19 protein-coding genes are annotated in these 17544 nt (G+C 65.7%); 11 read left to right on the top strand and 8 right to left on the bottom strand.

Annotated elements, in window-relative coordinates; translation table 11 throughout:
- Positions 1–31 precede the first annotated feature (31 nt).
- Entirely contained in the window at positions 32–1186 is a 1155-nt protein-coding gene (locus EJI01_RS05890; protein WP_185878834.1) for a sensor histidine kinase, read from the top strand.
- A gap of 286 nt (positions 1187–1472) precedes the next feature.
- On the opposite strand, the gene EJI01_RS28685 is transcribed toward EJI01_RS05890, so the two are convergent.
- Positions 1473–1634 (bottom strand): hypothetical protein, encoded by a 162-nt coding sequence (locus EJI01_RS28685; RefSeq protein WP_185878833.1) that lies wholly within the window; start codon positions 1632–1634, stop codon positions 1473–1475.
- Between the two features lie 357 nt (positions 1635–1991).
- On the opposite strand from EJI01_RS28685, the gene EJI01_RS05880 reads away from it, so the two are divergent.
- The 5 genes from EJI01_RS05880 to EJI01_RS05860 all read left to right on the top strand — a co-directional run bounded on the left by EJI01_RS05880 (position 1992) and on the right by EJI01_RS05860 (position 6646).
- Complete coding sequence (locus EJI01_RS05880) at positions 1992–2327, top strand: hypothetical protein (protein WP_126836196.1); 336 nt, start codon at positions 1992–1994, stop codon at positions 2325–2327.
- 71 nt (positions 2328–2398) lie between these two features.
- Entirely contained in the window at positions 2399–3865 is a 1467-nt protein-coding gene (trkA, locus tag EJI01_RS05875) for a Trk system potassium transporter TrkA (protein ID WP_126836195.1), read from the top strand.
- A 15-nt stretch (positions 3866–3880) separates the two neighbouring features.
- Positions 3881–5347, top strand: coding sequence for a TrkH family potassium uptake protein (locus tag EJI01_RS05870; protein WP_126836194.1), 1467 nt, complete (start codon positions 3881–3883; stop codon positions 5345–5347).
- Between the two features lie 129 nt (positions 5348–5476).
- Positions 5477–6355 (top strand): serine hydrolase domain-containing protein, encoded by an 879-nt coding sequence (locus EJI01_RS05865; protein WP_126836193.1) that lies wholly within the window; start codon positions 5477–5479, stop codon positions 6353–6355.
- Between the two features lie 105 nt (positions 6356–6460).
- Positions 6461–6646, top strand: a complete 186-nt coding sequence (locus tag EJI01_RS05860; RefSeq protein ID WP_126836192.1) for a hypothetical protein — start codon at positions 6461–6463, stop codon at positions 6644–6646.
- A gap of 69 nt (positions 6647–6715) precedes the next feature.
- Here EJI01_RS05860 and EJI01_RS05855 read toward each other — a convergent pair whose 3' ends face one another.
- From EJI01_RS05855 to EJI01_RS05830, 6 genes are all read right to left on the bottom strand, one after another.
- The gene (locus EJI01_RS05855; protein WP_126836191.1) at positions 6716–7714 is read right to left on the bottom strand and encodes a transketolase family protein; all 999 of its coding nucleotides are present in this window, start codon (positions 7712–7714) and stop codon (positions 6716–6718) included.
- Positions 7711–8565 carry a transketolase gene (locus tag EJI01_RS05850; RefSeq protein ID WP_126836190.1) on the bottom strand — a complete coding sequence of 285 codons (855 nt, stop codon included), beginning with the start codon at positions 8563–8565 and terminating at the stop codon, positions 7711–7713. Before EJI01_RS05850 ends, EJI01_RS05855 begins: the two co-directional genes overlap by 4 nt.
- Positions 8566–8598: 33 nt before the next feature.
- Positions 8599–9858, bottom strand: a complete 1260-nt coding sequence (locus EJI01_RS05845; protein WP_126836189.1) for a TRAP transporter large permease — start codon at positions 9856–9858, stop codon at positions 8599–8601.
- A 31-nt stretch (positions 9859–9889) separates the two neighbouring features.
- Complete coding sequence (locus tag EJI01_RS05840; RefSeq protein ID WP_126836188.1) at positions 9890–10414, bottom strand: TRAP transporter small permease; 525 nt, start codon at positions 10412–10414, stop codon at positions 9890–9892.
- Positions 10415–10476: 62 nt separating this feature from the next.
- A complete protein-coding gene (locus tag EJI01_RS05835) occupies positions 10477–11469 on the bottom strand; it encodes a TRAP transporter substrate-binding protein (protein ID WP_126836187.1) in 993 nt (330 codons plus the stop codon).
- A gap of 40 nt (positions 11470–11509) precedes the next feature.
- Positions 11510–12259, bottom strand: coding sequence for an SDR family NAD(P)-dependent oxidoreductase (locus EJI01_RS05830; RefSeq protein WP_126836186.1), 750 nt, complete (start codon positions 12257–12259; stop codon positions 11510–11512).
- 114 nt (positions 12260–12373) lie between these two features.
- Here EJI01_RS05830 and EJI01_RS05825 point away from each other — a divergent pair, with 114 nt between their 5' ends.
- Positions 12374–13291 carry a LysR substrate-binding domain-containing protein gene (locus EJI01_RS05825; RefSeq protein WP_126836185.1) on the top strand — a complete coding sequence of 306 codons (918 nt, stop codon included), beginning with the start codon at positions 12374–12376 and terminating at the stop codon, positions 13289–13291.
- Positions 13292–13298: 7 nt separating this feature from the next.
- Here the strand turns inward: EJI01_RS05825 and EJI01_RS05820 are convergent, their stop codons facing one another.
- On the bottom strand, positions 13299–14093 hold the full coding sequence (locus tag EJI01_RS05820; RefSeq protein ID WP_126836184.1) for an IclR family transcriptional regulator: 795 nt from the start codon (positions 14091–14093) through the stop codon (positions 13299–13301).
- 141 nt (positions 14094–14234) lie between these two features.
- On the opposite strand from EJI01_RS05820, the gene EJI01_RS05815 reads away from it, so the two are divergent.
- From EJI01_RS05815 to EJI01_RS05800, 4 genes are read left to right on the top strand one after another with little or no spacing between them, the layout of a single operon-like run.
- Positions 14235–14684 (top strand): type II 3-dehydroquinate dehydratase, encoded by a 450-nt coding sequence (locus EJI01_RS05815; protein WP_126836183.1) that lies wholly within the window; start codon positions 14235–14237, stop codon positions 14682–14684.
- Positions 14685–14724: 40 nt separating this feature from the next.
- The gene (dctP, locus tag EJI01_RS05810) at positions 14725–15717 is read left to right on the top strand and encodes a TRAP transporter substrate-binding protein DctP (protein ID WP_126836182.1); all 993 of its coding nucleotides are present in this window, start codon (positions 14725–14727) and stop codon (positions 15715–15717) included.
- Complete coding sequence (locus EJI01_RS05805) at positions 15714–16235, top strand: TRAP transporter small permease (protein WP_260602348.1); 522 nt, start codon at positions 15714–15716, stop codon at positions 16233–16235. Before dctP ends, EJI01_RS05805 begins: the two co-directional genes overlap by 4 nt.
- Positions 16232–17533 carry a TRAP transporter large permease gene (locus EJI01_RS05800; protein ID WP_126836180.1) on the top strand — a complete coding sequence of 434 codons (1302 nt, stop codon included), beginning with the start codon at positions 16232–16234 and terminating at the stop codon, positions 17531–17533. Before EJI01_RS05805 ends, EJI01_RS05800 begins: the two co-directional genes overlap by 4 nt.
- The last annotated feature ends 11 nt before the right edge of the window (positions 17534–17544 follow it).

The following is a 17544-nucleotide window of genomic DNA, read 5'->3' as shown; positions in this document are numbered from 1 at the left end:
CGAATTGGGTTATTCGTCGCAAAATCGGCCGATGCGCCTTTCCACCTTCATATCCACGAACCTGGATCCGATTCTGATTGACTGGGTGGCGTTTGCCAGGGCCCAGTGGCCTCCTGGAGCGCGGATGGATGAGGCTGCGCTGCTCGATCACGGAAAGCTGATCCTCCAGGAAATCGCCGCGGACATGCACAGGCCGCAGGACGACGCCGAGCAACGGGCAAAGTCCGAGGGCAACAGCGCGACGGCCTCTACCTCCAAGAACGTGCCATCGCGCAGCCATGCCCGTCAGCGCGAGCGCCAAGGCTTTGAGATAGAGCAGATGGCAGCCGAGTACAGGGCGCTTCGCGCAACGGTACTGCGGCGGTGGAGCGCATCTTCGAACGAGCTGCATGTTCAGGATCTGGAAGACGTCACACGCTTCAACGAAGCGGTCGACCAGGCGATGGCGGAATCGTTGCGCGTTTTCGTGACCGAGGTAGATAGAACGCGAGATCTGTTCCTTGGCATGCTGGGCCACGACCTGCGCGGGCCGCTGAGCACGATTGCAACCTGTGCCACCTTGACTCTGCGCGAGCACCCCGAAGCCCCCGGGCGGTCCGACCTGGTTCTGCGCAGCGTCGCGCAGATGAGGGCGCTCTTGGACGATCTGGTCGAATACACCCGACATCGACTAGGAGCCGGACTGACCATCGAACCGGCGCATCTCCTGCTCGATCAGTTTGCGCGCAATACATTGGACGAGATTGCCGCAATAAGCGCGGAGCACGAGCTGATTCTGGAATCGGCAGGGAACATGGAAGGTGAATGGGATGCTCGGCGCTTGCATCAGGCGCTGTCGAATCTGGTCTTCAACGCCTTGAAGTATGGCTTCAAAGGCTCAGCCATTCGCGTCGTTTTGGACGGCACTCGCGATGAGGAAGTGACCCTTCAAGTACGCAATAGCGGGAAGCCAATTCCCGCCAGCCTGCTCCCGAAGCTCTTCGATCCGCTCGTGCGTGCCGGAGACGACGAAGCGGATGTGGATTCTCAGGTCGCCGGCGCCAACCTGGGCCTTGGCTTGTATGTCGTGCGCGAGATTGCCAACGCGCACGGCGGCACCGTCGAGGTAAGTTCGGACAAGACCGCCACATGCTTCGAGCTGCAGTTGCCGCGGATCTGTGCAAGGCGCATTTTCAGCGACGCTTGAGACTTGCTCGCAATCGAGCTAGGGCCTGTTAACGCTATTTGCGGGGTCGCGAAGGCCTGCCAGGGCGGGCCAATCAAGGCGCGCGACGCCGTGCGTGCGTCGGCACGCACAAGGAGCGCAACGCCGAGTGGCGCGCCCTGGCAGGCCTTCCCTGCGGGTTGCCCAGCCAAGGGGCCGTCTGCGGCGTTGCCCGCGCTTGCAAGGCGCAAGCCTTGCTGCGCACGGGCGCCTTGCATCCAGCCCCTTGGCTGGGCAACGCGATCCCCGCAAATAGCGTTAACAGGCCCTAGTCCTGCGGCATGAACGGCTTGTCCTTCGGCACGCCCACCTGCAGCGCGCGCGCAGACACCTTGCGTGCGATCTCGTATCCGGCGTTCAAGTCCATCGGATGGTGAATGCCGGCGTACACGCGCGAGTCGCCGGCCTGGCGGCCCATCTTCTCGTACATGCCATCGGTGTTCCGCAGCAGCGCGTCCAGGCCGGCGGCGGCGCACGAAAATCGGCGCCGGTGGTCAGGAAGAAGGTCCGAACGTTGCCGAGGTGCACCCCTCCCGGCGGCTGTGGCGGCTGCGCGCGGCTGGACCACTTCTCCTCACCGGTCGCCAGGGTGCCGCCCCAGGTGGAGGACGAAGAGTCTCATAGCGATCCCCCGACATGTGCCGATGCAGCCCGCAGTGCGCAGCCGATCTCAACGCCACGCCGGGGGAACACGCCATCACTTCGCGAGCAGTGGATGCCCAAGGGAACATCCAGCCATCGATGGAAGATCCCCGCATAGCCAAGAAGCGCACCTACTGGGAAAGCAATGGGCAAGTCACACGCCAAGTGCGCCTTATGTAGCCTCGCTTGCTGTTCCTGCGGCGCCGACGCGGGCGGATCGCCGTTCTCGTACCGAACGAAGTGCGGAGCCGATGCGATCCTCGGCATCGAAGGCGATCGCCGCAGCCGGCGCAGAGGCAGCGATGTGGGCCGCTGGGTCGAGCAGGTCTTCTGCCCGACATGTGGAACGCTGGTGTACATGGAAGGCGAAGGCCTGCCGGATGCGAAGAACACTGCGACCGCGCAGCGGCGCTTCAAGGCGGCCAATGATGACGGGCTGCCGTTGAGCGTCCGCTGCGAAGCGGCCGCAACGGCGACGTAGGCCCCGCTCGCTGAATACTGCACCGACGCAATCCCCTTGGGGCGTATAAACCGTCTCGGGGGTAATTGGCTTTGAAGATCATCATTCTCGGCGCAGGCCGAATCGGCGAGAGCGTGGCCGGCACGCTCGTCTCGGAGCGCAACGACATCACCGTCATCGACATCGACGCGGTGCGCCTGCGCGAACTCGAAGAACGCATCGAACTCCGCGGCGTGGTGGGCAGCGGCATCGAGCCGGACGTGCTGGCCGAAGCCGGTGCGCGCGATGCCGACATGCTGATCGCCTGCGCCGCTCAGGATGAGACCAACCTGGTCTGCTGCAAGGTGGCCCACCAGGTATTCGGCATTCCCACACGCATCGCGCGCGTGCGCTCCAATGCATTCAAGGACAACAGCCCGCTCCTCGGCAAGGAAGGCTTTGCCGTCGACCGCGTGCTCTGCCCGGAGGAATCGCTGACGCGCTATATCGGCAAGCTGGTCGAGTACCCCGAGGCGCTGCAGGTGCGCGAGTTCGCCAACGGGCTGGCCTGCCTGGTGGCAGTGCGTGCGGTGGCTGGAGCGCCGCTGGTGCGGCACAGCATTGCCGAGCTGCGCGAATGCGTGCCCGGCGCCGACATGCGCATCGTCGCGATCTACCGCCGGCTCGAGAACGAGCCAGACCGCTTCATCGGCTGCGAGGGCCAGACGCTCATCGAGCCCGGCGACGAGGTGTTCGTGCTGTCGGCTCGCGAGCACCTGCAGGCGGTGCTGTCGGCGCTGCACTTCGACGACCACGCCGGTCGTCGCGATGTCGAGCGCATCATGATCGCAGGCGGCGGCCGCGTGGGGCTGCGGCTCGCAAGACAGCTCATCGAGACCGGCCGGAACTACCAGATCAAGGTGCTGGAACGCGACCACGCACGTTGCGTTCAGCTCGCCTCCGAACTGCCGCACGGTGCGCTGGTGCTGCATGGTGACGGTACCGACGAAGACCTGCTGGAAGACGAGGGCATCGAGCACATCGACCTGTTCCTCTCGCTCACCAGCGACGACGAGGACAACATCATGGCCAGCCTCCTGGCCAAGCGCCTGGGCGCGAGGCGCGTGCTGGCGCTGATCAACCGGCGCAGCTATGCCGATCTGATGCACGGTACGCAGATCGACATTGCGCTGTCGCCCGCGCAGACCATGCTCGGCGAGCTGCTGGCCTACGTGCGGCGCGGCGACGTGCAGGCGGTGCACAGCCTGCGGCGCGGCGTGGCCGAGGCGCTGGAGATCGTGGCGCGGGGCGACCGCAAGACTTCGCGCGTCGTGGGCCGCAGGATCTCGGAGCTCCAGTTGCCCAAGGGCGCGCAGGTCGGGCTGATCATGCGCGGGCTGCCCGAGCTCGGCGAAGGCGCACCCCCGTCCCGCGAGGCGCCGACGACGCCGGCGAAGGTGATCATCGCGCGCAGCGACACCGTGATCGAGAGCAACGACCACATCGTGGTCTTCGTGCCGCGCAAGCGCCAGTTGCGCGACGTGGAAAAGCTGTTCCGCGTCAGTGCCACCTTCTTCTGACGCCGGCTTCGCCCCATGAGCGACTTCCTTCCGGTGTTGCGTGTGCTCGGCGCGCTCTTGACCTTCTTCTCGTTCGGCATGTTCGTACCCTGGTTGATGTCATGGATGCATGCCGACGGCCTGCGCCACGTGTGGGCCGGCTCCGCGGCGATCTCATTCGCGTGCGGAGCGGCGTTGTGGGGCGGCCTGCGGCGCCACAAGCGCGAGCTTCAACCGCGCCACGGCATCTTCCTGGTTTCGTGCACCTGGGTGCTGCTGCCGCTGTTCGCCTCGCTGCCGCTGATGTGGGCGCTCGACAGCATCGGGCGGCCGCTCAACTTCACGCATGCCTACTTCGAGGCCGTGTCGGGCCTCACGACCACCGGCGCGACGGTGCTCGTCAAGCTGGACCAACTGCCGGTGTCGATCAACGTGTGGCGCACCTTCCTGCAATGGCTCGGCGGCATGGGCATCCTGGTGCTGGCCGTGGCCATCCTGCCGCTGCTGGGTGTGGGCGGCAGCCAGCTCTTCAAGGCCGAGGTAGCCGGCCCCATCAAAGACAGCAAGCTCACGCCGCGAGTGAAGGAAACCGCCAAGGGGCTGTGGGGCATCTACGCGACCTTCTCGGCTGCCTGCTTCCTCGCGTACTGGGCTGGCGGCATGACGGCCATCGACGCGCTGATGCACATGTTCACCACCGTGAGCCTGGGCGGGCTCTCGCCGCACGACGCAAGCTTTGCGCACTTCGCGTCGCCGCTGCTCGAAGGCGTGGCAGTGCTTTTCATGCTCGCGGCCAGCTGCAACTTCGCGCTGTACTTCGTCGCGCTGCGAAAGGGTCATTGGCGCGGCCCCTGGCGCGACCCGGAGCTGCGCGCCACGCTCACCGCGCTGATCGGCAGCGGTTTGCTGGTGGCGGTGGTGCTCTGGGTGAAAGGCGTCTACGGACCGGTGGATGCGCTGCGCCACGGCCTGTTCAACGCCATTTCGATCGCCAGCACGACCGGATATTCGACTATCGACTACCTCGCCTGGCCGGTGTTCGCGCCGATCTTCATGCTGCTGCTCTCGGGCGTGGCGACCAGCGCAGGCTCTACCGGTTGCGGCATCAAGATGGTGCGGGTGCTCATCCTCGTGAAGCAGGCGCGGCGCGAGATGACACGCCTCGTGCATCCTCGCGCGGTTCAGCCGGTGACGCTCGGCAGCATGGTGGTCGACCACCGCGTAATCTTCTCGGTGCTGGCCTTCATGCTGGTCTACGGCGTGACGACGATCTCGCTGAGCATGTTGCTGGTGCTGACCGACCTCGATCCGATCACGGCCTTCAGCGCGGTGCTGGCCAGCGTCAACTGCACCGGGCCGGGGCTCGGCACCGTCGGGCCCGCCGGCAATTTCGGCGGCCTGACAAATTTCCAGCTGTGGGTCTGCGCCTTCGCGATGGTGCTGGGGCGGCTCGAAATGCTGAGTTTTATCGCGCTGCTGACGCCGTCGTTCTGGCGCAAGTGAGTTTCGGGCTGTCGGGCAGGTGCGCGGCGAGAGCGGACGTTGCCTGCAAGATGGTGGACTTCGGCAGCCGGCCAAGACTAGACCTTCGGTGTCCGAGCCGATCTCCGTTGCCCCATTGAGCCAAACACGATGCTTTTTTCCCTCATATTGAACGGCTCCCTGGTGACGACGGACCGGTCGGATGTGCTGGTTCCTTGGTGGAGCTTTTCGAAGACAGTGCTTTCGGCCGCGTCCCTGTCCCTCGTGCGTGACGGGCTGGTTGAACTCGACGACCCCGTCCTTGAAGGTCGGTTCACGCTGCGTCAGTTGCTCCGACATGAAGCGGGGCTGGCCGACTATGGCGAGCTTGCCGAGTACCACGCCGCCGTCGCTCGCAGCATGAACCCTTGGTCAGAGAATGAAATGATGAAGCGCCTCGATGCCGAGAGGTTGCGCTACGCGCCCGGAGCCGGCTGGCGCTACTCGAACGTCGGCTACATGTACGTAGCGAGGCTCATCGAACGTGTGACAGGCCTCGAACTTCACGAAGCGCTGCGCCAACGGGCGTTTGCTCCACTTGGCTTGCCGCAAGCGCGCATTGCTAGGACACCAGCTGATTTGGATGGCGTGCACATGGGAACCGTAACGCACTACCACCCAGGCTGGGTCTATCACGGTTTACTTGTGGGTCCGCTTGCAGAGGCGGCGCTTTTTCTGGACCGCCTGCTAGCCGGCCACATGCTTCCAGAGGCGCTGCTGCAGGAGATGCAAACGGCGCGCATGCTCGGCGAACCAACACCCGGGCGCCCTTGGACCTCTCCAGGTTACGGCCTCGGTCTCATGCAAGGCGAGGTGGACGGAGGCCTCACCATGTGCGGACACACGGGAGGTGGGCCGGGGAGCGTGGTGGCCATCTACCGCCGCACTGACGGTGACGACTCATCGACTTGCGCCGTCTTCTGTGACGGCTTAGACGCAGGCGCTGCGGAAGAAGAAGTTGTGAGCCGCCTCTCGGGCGGGCGAAACTAACGGCAGAGATCGGCCCACGAGCGGTCGTCCAAGCAGAGGAGCCACAGGTAAATGAAGACTGAATCACCGCCTACTCTCGCGCGCAGGAAGCCCGATGCTTTCGAAATGAAGGTGCGATTGGGATGCGGGGCACTGCTGGGCCTGGTGATCGGCATGGGCATGTGTGTCAGCCTGTGGCCGCTGAGTACCTGGGGCGCATGCATGCTTGTCGGCTTCGCCATTGCCGCCTGCGCCGCCTGCGCAGCTCGGTTCGGTGACGCTTTCTGGTCGAATCTTCGCTGGCTGCAGTAGCGGTCCGTACCGTGGCGGCCACATCAAAGCGCACGCGTCCATCCATCAGTTGAACGCAGCCGAGCAAAATCAAAGCCAGGAACGAATGCGCTGAGCCATTGTGCCGGTCGAGATGCCGTAGCGGTCATGCAAGGTCGGGAGTGCGCCGGCATCCAGAAATTCGTCGGGAAGCGCGACCTGCCGAAACCTCGGCGCGGCGCCAGAGCGAAGCAGCAAGCTTGCCGTTGCCTCACCCAGTCCGCCGATGACCGAATGGTTCTCCGCCACCACCACCACGCGGTCCAGGCGCTTGACCTCCGCCAGGATGGTTGCTTCGTCGAGCGGCTTGATCGTCGGCACGTGAAGCACCGCGACATCCACGTTGTCGGCGCGCAGCTGATCGGCGACTTCCAGGGCCCGCATGGTCATGAAGCCGCTGGCGATCACCAGCACGTCCTTGCCATCGCGCAGGAGCTTGGCCTTGCCGAGCTCGAACTTGTAGCCGTACTCGTCGAGCACCAGCGGCACGTTGCCGCGCAGCAGGCGCATGTACACCGGCCCCGGGTGGGCGGCGATCTGCGGCACGGCCTGCTCGATGTCCAGCGCATCGCAAGGGTCGACGATCGTGAGGCCCGGAATGCCGCGCATCATCGCCAGGTCCTCCGTTGCCTGGTGACTGGGGCCGTAGCCCGTCGTCAGGCCGGGCAGCGCAAAGCACATCTTGACGTTCAGGTTCTCCTCGGCGATCACCTGGTGGATGAAGTCATAGGCGCGTCGCGTGCCGAACACGGCATAGGTCGTCGTGAAGGGCACCAAGCCTTCCTTGGCCATGCCGCCGGCTGCGGCCAGCAGCAGTTGCTCGGCCATCCCCATCTGGTGAAAGCGCTCCGGATAGGCCTGCGCGAAAAGATGCAGGTCGGTGTACTTGGCGAGGTCGGCGGTCATGCCGACGATCTCTGGCCGGTCGGCGGCGTATTCGACGAGCGCCTTGCCGAAAGGCGCGGCCTTCGCGCGCTGCCCTTCGGCCGCGATGGAAGCAATCATCGCCGAGGTGGTCAGTCGAGGCTTCGTGGCTGCAACGGTGTTCATGCGAGGGCTCCTTCGGGTTGCGACTGGTCCAGGATTTCAATGGCTTGCTGCCACTCGGGCGGGTCGACGCGGATGAAATGGTTCTTCTCGCGCTGCTCGAGGAAGGGCACGCCCTTGCCCATGAGCGTGTCGAAGAGGATCACGCGAGGCTTCGGATCGGAGAGCTGGCGCGCGCGGTCGAAGGCATCCAGCACGGCAGCCAGGTCGTTGCCGTCGACACGCTGCACGTGCCAACCGAAGGCCGCCCACTTGTCGGCCAGCGGCTCGAAGCCCAGAACCTTTCCGGACGGGCCATCGGCCTGCTGGTTGTTGATGTCGACCAGGCAGATCAGGTTCGAGAGGCCATGGTGCGCCGCACCCATCGCGCCCTCCCAGGTCGATCCCTCGTCCAGTTCGCCGTCGGACATCGAGTTGTAGACGAAGGCCGGGTTCTTCTTCTGGCGCAGGGCGAGTGCCATGCCGACCGCGATCGGCAGGCCCTGGCCGAGCGAGCCGCCGGAAATCTCCATGCCGGGCGTGTAGGTCGCCATGCCGGACATCGGCAACCGGCTGTCGTCGCTGCCGTAGGTTTCGAGTTCGGACTCGGGAAGGACGCCGGCCTCGATCAAGGCGGCGTAGGAAGCGATCGCATAGTGGCCGTGCGACAGCAGAAAGCGGTCGCGCCCCTCCCATTCGGGTTCGTCGGGCCGCAGCTTCAGCGCATGGCCGTAGGCCACCGCCAGCACGTCGGCCCAGCCGAGCGCCTGGCCGATGTAGCCCTGGCCTTGCACTTCGCCCATTCGCAGCGCGAAGCGGCGGATGCGGTAGGCGCACCGCGCCAGTTCGGACAGCGCGGTCGTGGTTTCGTTCATGAGAGATTCCTTTCGATCGAAGAGAAGGTCCGTTCAGCGCAGGATGCTGAGCGGGACATAGGACACGAGGGCGAGCACGCCGAATGCGACCAGATAGAAGGGCCCCAGCTCGCGCACCGTCTGGCCGACCTTGACCTTGGCGACCGCGCTAGTGATGAACAGCGTGGTGCCCACCGGCGGTGTGTACAGGCCGATGGCCAGGTTGACGACCATCATGATTCCGAGCTGCGTCGGCTCCATGCCGATGCTTTGGGCCAGCGGAAGGAACACCGGCGTCAGCAGCAGGATGGCGGCCGGCAGGTCGATGAACATGCCCACGAACAGCATCAGCAGGTTCATCAGCACGATGACCATCCAGCCGGCGTGCACGTTGGACTGCACCCACTGCGTAATGCCCTGCGGCATCTGGTCGTAGGTCAACAACCAGCCGATCGCGGCCGAGGCCATGATGACGAGCAACACCACGCCGGTCGCCAGGCCGGCCTCGACGACGGCTGCATTGAGCCGCTTCACGCCCAGGTCGCGATAGATCAGTGCCGAACAAAGTCCCGCGTACAGGGTCGACAGCACCGCCACCTCGGTCGGCGTGGCGATGCCGAAGCGCAGAAAGATCACGATGAGCACTGGCAGCAGCACCGCGGGCGCTGCGTAGAGAAGGTGCCTGCGGAACACCACGTAGTCGATCGGCGCTGTTTCGCGCGGGAAGTTGCGGCGCTTCCCGACCCACCAGCAGACCGCCATGAACCCGGCGCACATCAGCAGCCCCGGCAGGATGCCCGCCACGAACAGCGCGGCAATCGAGGCATTGGCCGTCAGCGCAAAAAGGATCATCGGAATCGACGGCGGGATCATGATGTCGATCGTCGCTGCGGCTGCCAGCGTGGCCGCCGAGAAGGCGGGCGGGTAGCCCAGCTTCTTCTGCCACGGGATCAGCAGCGAGCCGATCGCCGAAGCGTCGGCCACCGCCGAGCCCGATACGCCGCCGAACAGCGTCGAGGACAGCACGCCCACCTGGCCAGGCCCGCCGTGGAAGCGGCCGATCAGCGTGGACAGCACGCCGACCAGCGCCTCGCCCAGCCTGCCGCCCATCATCAAGGTGCCGGTCAGCATGAAGAACGGTATCGCGATCAGCGGGAAGCTCTGCACCTGCGCGACCATCTGCTGCACCAGCAGGTCCAGCGGAACGCGGTCGGAGCTGGCGGCCGCCGCCAAGGCGGCCATGAGCAGCGCATGCGCGATCGGTACGGCGGCGACTGCCGCGGAAAGAAAGACGACGAGAATCAGTGCGCTCATGGCTGTCTCCTGCAGGCGTGGGAAAGCGAACTCACCAGTGCGCAGCCGGCACCTTGGGCACGGCGTCGGCATCGGCGTCAGGTGCCGGTTGGGGCACGGCGCGCCAGGCGTTGCGTGCCGACAGCAGCGCAATCACGGCGAGCAGCAGCATTCCGCCCATGACGCAGCCGTAGGTCAGTGATCCCGGCACCTGCAGGATCGGCGACTTCTCGTCGTGCACGATGTCCAGCATGCGGAAGGTCGCCCAGGCCACCGTGAAGTACATCCCGGCGACGGCAAGCCACCCGAGCACGACGACGATGCGTCGCGCGGCCGCGGGCACGGCGTCCATCAGGAAACTGGTGGTGATATGCGCGCCCTGCGCCGCAGCGAGCACCACGCCGGCCATTACCAGCCAGGGGAAGAGCAGTTCGGGCACTTCGTTGGCCCATTGCAGGCTCGAGCCGGTGGCATAGCGCAGCACCGTGTTGGCCACCAGGATCGCGAAGATCGCGATGGTGCTGATCCACAGCACGGCACGGCACAGCCCGACCACTGCACGTTCGATGACGTTCATGGCTTGTCTCCTAGTCTTGGGTGGACGGGCCGACTGCCGCGTCCGAGCGAAGCTGATCCGGCTCAGCTGCCGTTGGCCGCAGCGACGACCTTCTTCACGTAGCTGCCGACCGGACCGGCGACCCACTTGTCGACGACCGGTGCCGTGGCTTTCTGGAATGCGGCCTTGTCGACCGTGTCCACCTTCATGCCCTTGGCCTTCAGTTCGGCGAGCAGCTTGTCGTCGGCCTCCTGCGACAGCTTGCGCTGCAGCGCCGTCGCCTCTGCGGCCGCTTCGGTGACGGCCTTGCGGTCGGCCGCCGACAGTCCGTCCCACGTGCGCTTGCTCATCAGGAAAGGCGTCATCTGGAACATGTGGCTGGTGAGGGACAGGTGCTTCTGCACCTCGTAGAGCTTGCTCGCCTGGATGTTCATCAACGGGTTCTCCTGCCCGTCGACGACGCCCTGCTGCAGCGCCACGTACAGCTCGGCGAACTTGACCTGCTGCGCCTCGGCGCCGAGCGCCTGCATGATGTCGACCAGCACCGCGTCGGGCGGCGTGCGCATCTTCAGCCCCTTCATGTCCTCGACCTTGGCGATCGATCGCTTGCTGTTGGTCATGTGCCGGATGCCGTTGTCCCAGTAGCCCAGCACGATGAGCCCCTTCGCGGCCGACTTGTCGGCCAGTTCCTTGCCGAGCCCGCCGTCGAGCAGCTTGAAGGCCTGCGCCGGATCGGAGAACAGGAAGGGCATGCCGTAGGCGGCGTACTCGGGTACCGCGACGGCCACGGCGCCCTGCGAGTTGGCCGACATGTCCAACGCGCCGGTGCGCAGCGCGGTGACCATCGCGGCATCGTCGCCGAGTTGCCCCGAAGGGGCGACCTGCACCTCGACGCGCCCGCCGGACTTGGCCTTCAGGACCTCGGCGAACTTCAGCGCCGCCTCGTGGCGCGGATTGCCTGCGGCAGCGCCATGGCCGAGGGTGAGCTTGACGGCTTGCGCCTGCGCGGCCAGCGGAGTGAACAGGATGCCGGCGGCGAGAGTCAGCGCGGCGCGAATGAAAAGCTTGCGTTGCATGGTGTTGTCTCCGTTGTGGATGGATCGAAAGAAGCGCGAGTCAATGGATCAACATGCCGCCGTTCACGTCGAGCGTGATGCCGGTGCAATAGCTGGACAGGTCGCTGGCAAGGAACAGGCAGGCGCCTGCGATGTCGTTGGGCAGGCCGATGCGGCCGAGCGGGATCTCGCTGGCGATCTGCGCCTTGCGCTCCTCGGTCAGCTTGCCTTTGCTGATGTCGGTGCCGATCAGACCGGGCGTGATGGAGTTCACCCGGATGCCGTCGGTGCCCAATTCGCGTGCCATGGCACGCGCCAGGCCGAGCACGCCGGCCTTGGCCGCGGAATAGTGCGGGCCGCCCAGAATGCCGCCGCCGCGCTGCGCCGAGACCGACGAGATGCAGATGATCGAGCCGCTGCGTTGCCGCTGCATGGCCGGGATGACCGCCTGCGAAGCCAGCAAGGTGCCGCGCAGGCTGACATCGAGCACCGCGTCGTAGTCGCCGGCGCTGATCTCGACCGTCTTGCGCGGCTGGGTGATGCCGGCGTTGTTGACGAGGATGTCGATTTGCCCGAACTGCTCGAGGATGCGGGCGACAACGGCGTCGACTTCGGATTTGACCGTGACGTTGGCGACGAGGCCCAGGTGCACCTTGCCTAGGCTTTCGGCCGCCTGCGCTGGCGCCGCTCCTTCGAGGTCGGTGATGACGACGCGGGCGCCGTGCGACGCCAGCAGGCGCGCGGTGGCGAAGCCCAGGCCGTTGAGTCCGGCGCCGCCGGTGATGAGGGCAACGCGGTCGGCGAGCAGCATGGAATGTCTCCTTGAGGTGGTGTGCGAGTGGGGTAACTATGGACACCGCGAGGCATGAAGACAAACGACACTTCTTCAGCGATGAGTGAATCGCCTTCATAAAGGGTTTACCCCATGAGATCGTCATTCCCTCCTCTGAGCTGCCTGCTCGCCTTCGAGGCCGCGGCACGTCGAAACAGCTTCAGCGCCGCGGCCGGCGAACTGCACCTGACGCCGTCCGCGGTGAGCCACCAGATCGCCAAGCTCGAGCAGCTTCTGGAGGTGCGCCTGTTCGAGCGTTCGGTGCGCGGCATTGCGCTGACCGACACGGGCAAGGAGTACATGAGCCGCGTATCCCTTGCGCTGGACGCGATCAGCGCCGCCACCGACAACGTGCGCAAGGGGGTGCGCAATGCGCTCTACGTTCACGCGGCGCCGAGCTTCGCGAGCCTGTGGCTGATGCCCCGTCTCGCGGACTTCGCGCAGGCCCATCCGGGCATCGGGCTGTCGCTGTCTTCTTCCACCGTGCACTCGGACTTTTCCAGCGGCCAGGTCGACATCGAGATTCGCTATGGCGTACCCAACTGGCCGCACCTGCACGTGCAGCCGGTCTTCGAGGAGCGCATCCAGCCGCTGGCCAGCCCGGCCTACATCGAGCAGCAGGGCATCGAGACGCCCGCGGACCTGCTTCGTGTGCCGCTGATCCAGTCGGTGGTCAACGTCGTGCAATGGGCGGACTGGTTCCGCAGCCGAAAGCTCGACTTCTCGCCAGGCCAGTTCGCCTATCGCTTCGACAGGACTTCCATGGCGCTGGACGCCGCCGTCCAAGGGCTTGGCGTCGCCCTGGACAGCTCATCCGTTGCCGCGGGCCACCTGCACCACGGCCGGTTGAAGAAGGTGTTCGACGACCGGTGGTGCATCAAGGTCCAGGCCCATTTCCTGGTATGTCCGAAGCGTCACTTGCAACGCAGTGAAGTCGCGAACTTCATCGAATGGATCCATGAGCATGCACGCGATCCCGAGAGCGCCGCGATTGCCGACTCGTCGCGCTGATCGGAGCCTACCCCTTGCCGAGAGGGGGCCGTCCAAACAGGTTGGAGGCGTTGCTGATCGGGCCCAGTTCAGCTGCGGCCTGGAGCAAGCCGGGCGCGAGCTCGTGCATGCGCGCGGCGGTCAGGCGCGCGCGCGGACCGGCGATGCTGATGACGCCGATCGCTTCCTTTCGCCTGAGGACCGGCGCGGCCATCGCGGTCATGCCGGGCGCAAAGACCTCGTCGATCATCGCGTAGCCGCGCACCCGCGCAGCGTGCAGGAACCCGAGCAGCGCCTTGATCGTCGCCGGCGCCTTCGGGCCGTAGTCGTCGGGCAGGCCGAAACCCTGCCGCGAAACGAGCTCGAGTGCGCGCTCGTCGCTCAGCGTCATCAGCCAGGCATGGCCGGAGGCGGTGCAGGACAGCCGCGCATCCATTCCCATGTCCGGGTCGTAGCGCTGCCCGCCTTGGCGCATTCCCTGCGCCTTTGCCACCCAGGTGAGGCGGTCGTCGTCGACGATGGACAGTCGCACCAACTCGCCCGAAGACTGCGCCAGCCGCTCGAGCAAGGGCCCGGCGATGTCGACGATGCCGGCGCTGCTGAGAAATCCCAGGCCCAGCGAGACGATCTTGGTCGTCAGCACGTAGTCGCCCTGCGCACGGGCTTGCCGAACGTAGCCGTGCCGTTGCAAGTCGGCCAGCAGCCGGTGGCAGGCGCTGAGGGGGATGTCCAGCTCAGAGGACAGGGACGAAAGCGGAACGCCTTCGGGGTAGCGCGCGAGGTGCTCCAGCACGCCAAGACAACGATCGATTGCAGTGCTCATCTCGCCATACAGAATGCGTTTCCGGTTTGGAAAGTCTTTCCCGACCCGGACGAAAGAATCGGCGCCAAGCGGAATCGTGCCGTCCGCAGACCCGCCAGGAGACCACTGTATGCGCAAGACCCGGCGAAAGGCCGAAACACCATGAACGGCACGATATACGTTCTGAACGGCCCCAACCTCAATCTGCTGGGCGTGCGGGAGCCGCATCTCTACGGCGCAACCACGCTGGCACAGGTCGAGCAGCTGTGCCGCCGCGTCGCGCAGGAACTCGGGTTCGAGTGCGAGTTCCGCCAGACCAACCATGAAGGTGTGCTGGTCGACTGGGTGCAGGAGGCGCGCGAGCGCGCCACCGGCATCGTCATCAATCCGGCCGGGCTGTCGTTCCGCTCCATCCCGTTGCTGGATGCGCTCAAGACGCTCGAGCAGCCGATTGCCGAAGTGCACGTGACCAACATTCATCGGCGCGATCCGATCTACCAGCACTCGCTGGTCTCGCTCGCCGCCACCGGCGTGATCTGCGGGTTCGGCGCCGCCGGGTACGAGCTGGCCATCCGGGCGCTGGCGAGCCGGCTCGCTCCGGAAGCGGGCTGACATTTCGGGCTGTTCCGATCACAAACGACAGGAGACCACCATGACACGTTCGATCCACCGCCGCACGCTGCTGGGCACAGGCGCCACGCTGGCTGCCGCAGCCGTCCTGCCGGCCTGGGGCCAGGCCGCCCCGAAGACCCTGCGCTTCGCCGCCGTGTTCTCGGACAAGGACATCCGCGCCGACATGATGAAGATGCTGGCCAAGGACGTCGAACCCGATTTCAAGCTCGAGCTGCACCTGAACTCGACGCTGTTCCGGCAGGGCACGGAACTCGTCGCCCTGCAGCGCGACAACCTCGAAATGGGCAATATCGCGCCGCAGGACATCGCCAAGCAGGTGCCCGCCTGGTCCCTGCTGACTTCGGCCTACCTGTTCCGGGACCCCGCCCACCTGAGCAGCTTCTTCGCCAGCGACCCGGGGGCCCAGATGAAGAAGCTGGTGGAAGACCAGGTGAAGGTGAAGATCCTCGGCCCGACCTTCTTCGGTACCCGCCACGTGGGGCTGAAGCCCAAAAAGAAGATCAACACGCCCGCCGATCTCGCAGGCGTGAAGCTGCGCATGCCCCCTGGCGATGCGTGGCAGCTGCTGGGCCGCTCGCTCGGCGCCAACCCGACGCCCATGGCCTACGCCGAGACCTACACGGGCCTTCAGACCGGCGCGGTCGACGGACAGGACAACCCGCTGCCCAACGTGCAGAACATGAAGTTCAACGAGGTGATGTCCCAGATCGTGCTGACGTCCCATCTCGTGGGCTTCGATCTCCTGACCTTGAACATGAAGGTCTGGCAGGGCATGGCGCCGGCGAAGCAGCGTGCCTTCCAGGAAGCGGCCGACAAGGCGATCGCCTGGAGCACTGCCGAGCACCAGAAGCGCGAGGCCGAACTGGCCGAGGGCTTCCGCAAGCAGGGCCTCGACGTCTACGTGCCGAACATCAATGCCTTTCGCGAACATGCCCAGAAGGTGTACCTCGCGTCGGACGAGGCGAAGCAATGGCCGGCGGGCATGCTCGACAAGATCAACGCCATGAAGTGAGCCGGCGCGTGTTCCCTCGCCTGCTGAAGCGACTGCACCGCTGCGCGGAAGCGGTGGCAGCCCTCATCCTGGCGATGATCTTCATCGCCTTCATCCTGCAGATCGTCCTGCGGTATGTCTTCAACTGGCCGGTCGGCTGGACGACGGAGTTGTCGCTGGCCGGCTGGCTGTGGCTGGTGCTCTGGGGTGCCGCCTTCGTGCTGAAGGACGACGAGGAGATCCGCATCGACTTCCTCGCGGGCCGCGCGGGCCCGCTGGGACGCCGCGTCATGGGCATCGCCGGGGCGGCGGGCATCATCGCGCTGTTCGGCATGTCGCTGCCCGCGTCCTGGTCGTACGTGACTTTCATGAAGGTCGAGAACAGCTCCTATCTCGGCGTCCGGATGGACTTCATGTATTCCATCTACATCGTCTTTGCGGTCGCCGTCATCCTGCGCAATGCCCGCCACCTCGTGCGGTTGCTGCGCGGCAAGGATGCGCCACCGCCCGACCCCACCGTTTCGGCTTCTGCCCTGTGAACTTCACCAGTCCGTTCTCGCTGGCGCTCGCCACCATCGTGGGACTCAGCCTCCTGGGCGTGCCGGTCGGCCACGCCATGATCGGCGGCTCCGTCCTGTACCTCTACCTCAAGGGTATGGACATGGGGGCGGCCGCAGAGCAGCTCCTCAACGGCACGTATTCGAGCTTCCTGCTGCTGGCCATCCCGCTGTTCATCCTGGCGGCGACGATCATGAGTTCCGGCAGCATCCTCGACCGGCTGCTGCGCTTCTGCAACGCCATCGTGGGGCGCTTTCCCGGCGGGCTGGCGCAGGTGAACGTCTTGCAAAGCATCGTGTTCGCCAGCATGTCGGGCTCCGCTCTGGCGGACGCCGCAGGCTCGGGCAAGCTGATGCAGGCCATGATGACCAAGGACGGCAGGTACAGCCCGGCCTTCGCCGCGGCACTGAGCGCCGTGTCTTCCGTCATCGGGCCGATCCTGCCGCCCTCGATTCCGCTGGTGCTGTACGCGCTCGTCTCCGGCACGTCCATCGGCTACCTCTTCATCGCGGGCGTGCTTCCGGGCCTCCTGCTCGGGGGCGTGCAGATGGCGCTCATCTACGTGCTTGCGCGACGCCGCCGCTTTCCTGTCGAACCCAGGGTGCCCCTGCGCGAAATGCCGCGCATCACGCGCGAGGCATTCCCGGCGCTGATGCTGCCGGTGATCCTGCTGGGTTGCCTGTACAGCGGCATCACCACGCCCACCGAGGCCGCGGGGGTGGCCGCCGCGTACGCCCTGCTCGTTTCGGCGGCGCTGTACCGCAGCATGCGCTGGTCCGACCTGTACGGATCGCTGCTGTCCAGCGCACGCATGAGCATCTCCATCGGCATGCTCATCGCGGGCGCCCTGGTGTTCAACTACGTCATCACGTCGGAGAACATCCCGGCCAGCCTCAGTGCCTCGCTCAAGGGCCTGGACCTGTCGCCCATCGGCTACCTGTTGCTGGTCAACCTGATCCTGCTGGTGCTGGGCGCCTTCCTCGAAGGTTCGACCATCATCCTCGTCATACTCCCCGTGCTGCTGCCGACCGCCACCGCGCTGGGCATCGATCCCGTGCACTTCGGCGTGATGGCGGTGCTGAACATCATGATCGGCCTGGCCACGCCCCCCTACGGGCTGCTGCTATTCATGATGACCCGGATCGCCAACGTGCCGATGCAGGAACTGCTGCGCGAAGCCTTCCCGTTCCTCCTGGTGATGCTGGGCGCGCTCGCCGTCGTGACGCTGTGGCCCGGGTTGGTGCTCTTCCTGCCGCGGCTGGCTGGTTATACGGGCTGACGAACCGAAGC

The organism is Variovorax sp. MHTC-1, from assembly GCF_003984645.1.
In the GTDB taxonomy this organism is placed as follows: Bacteria; Pseudomonadota; Gammaproteobacteria; order Burkholderiales; family Burkholderiaceae_C; genus Variovorax.
The sequence above is the reverse complement of the archived record's forward strand: the minus strand, read 5'-3'. Positions and strand labels throughout refer to the sequence as shown.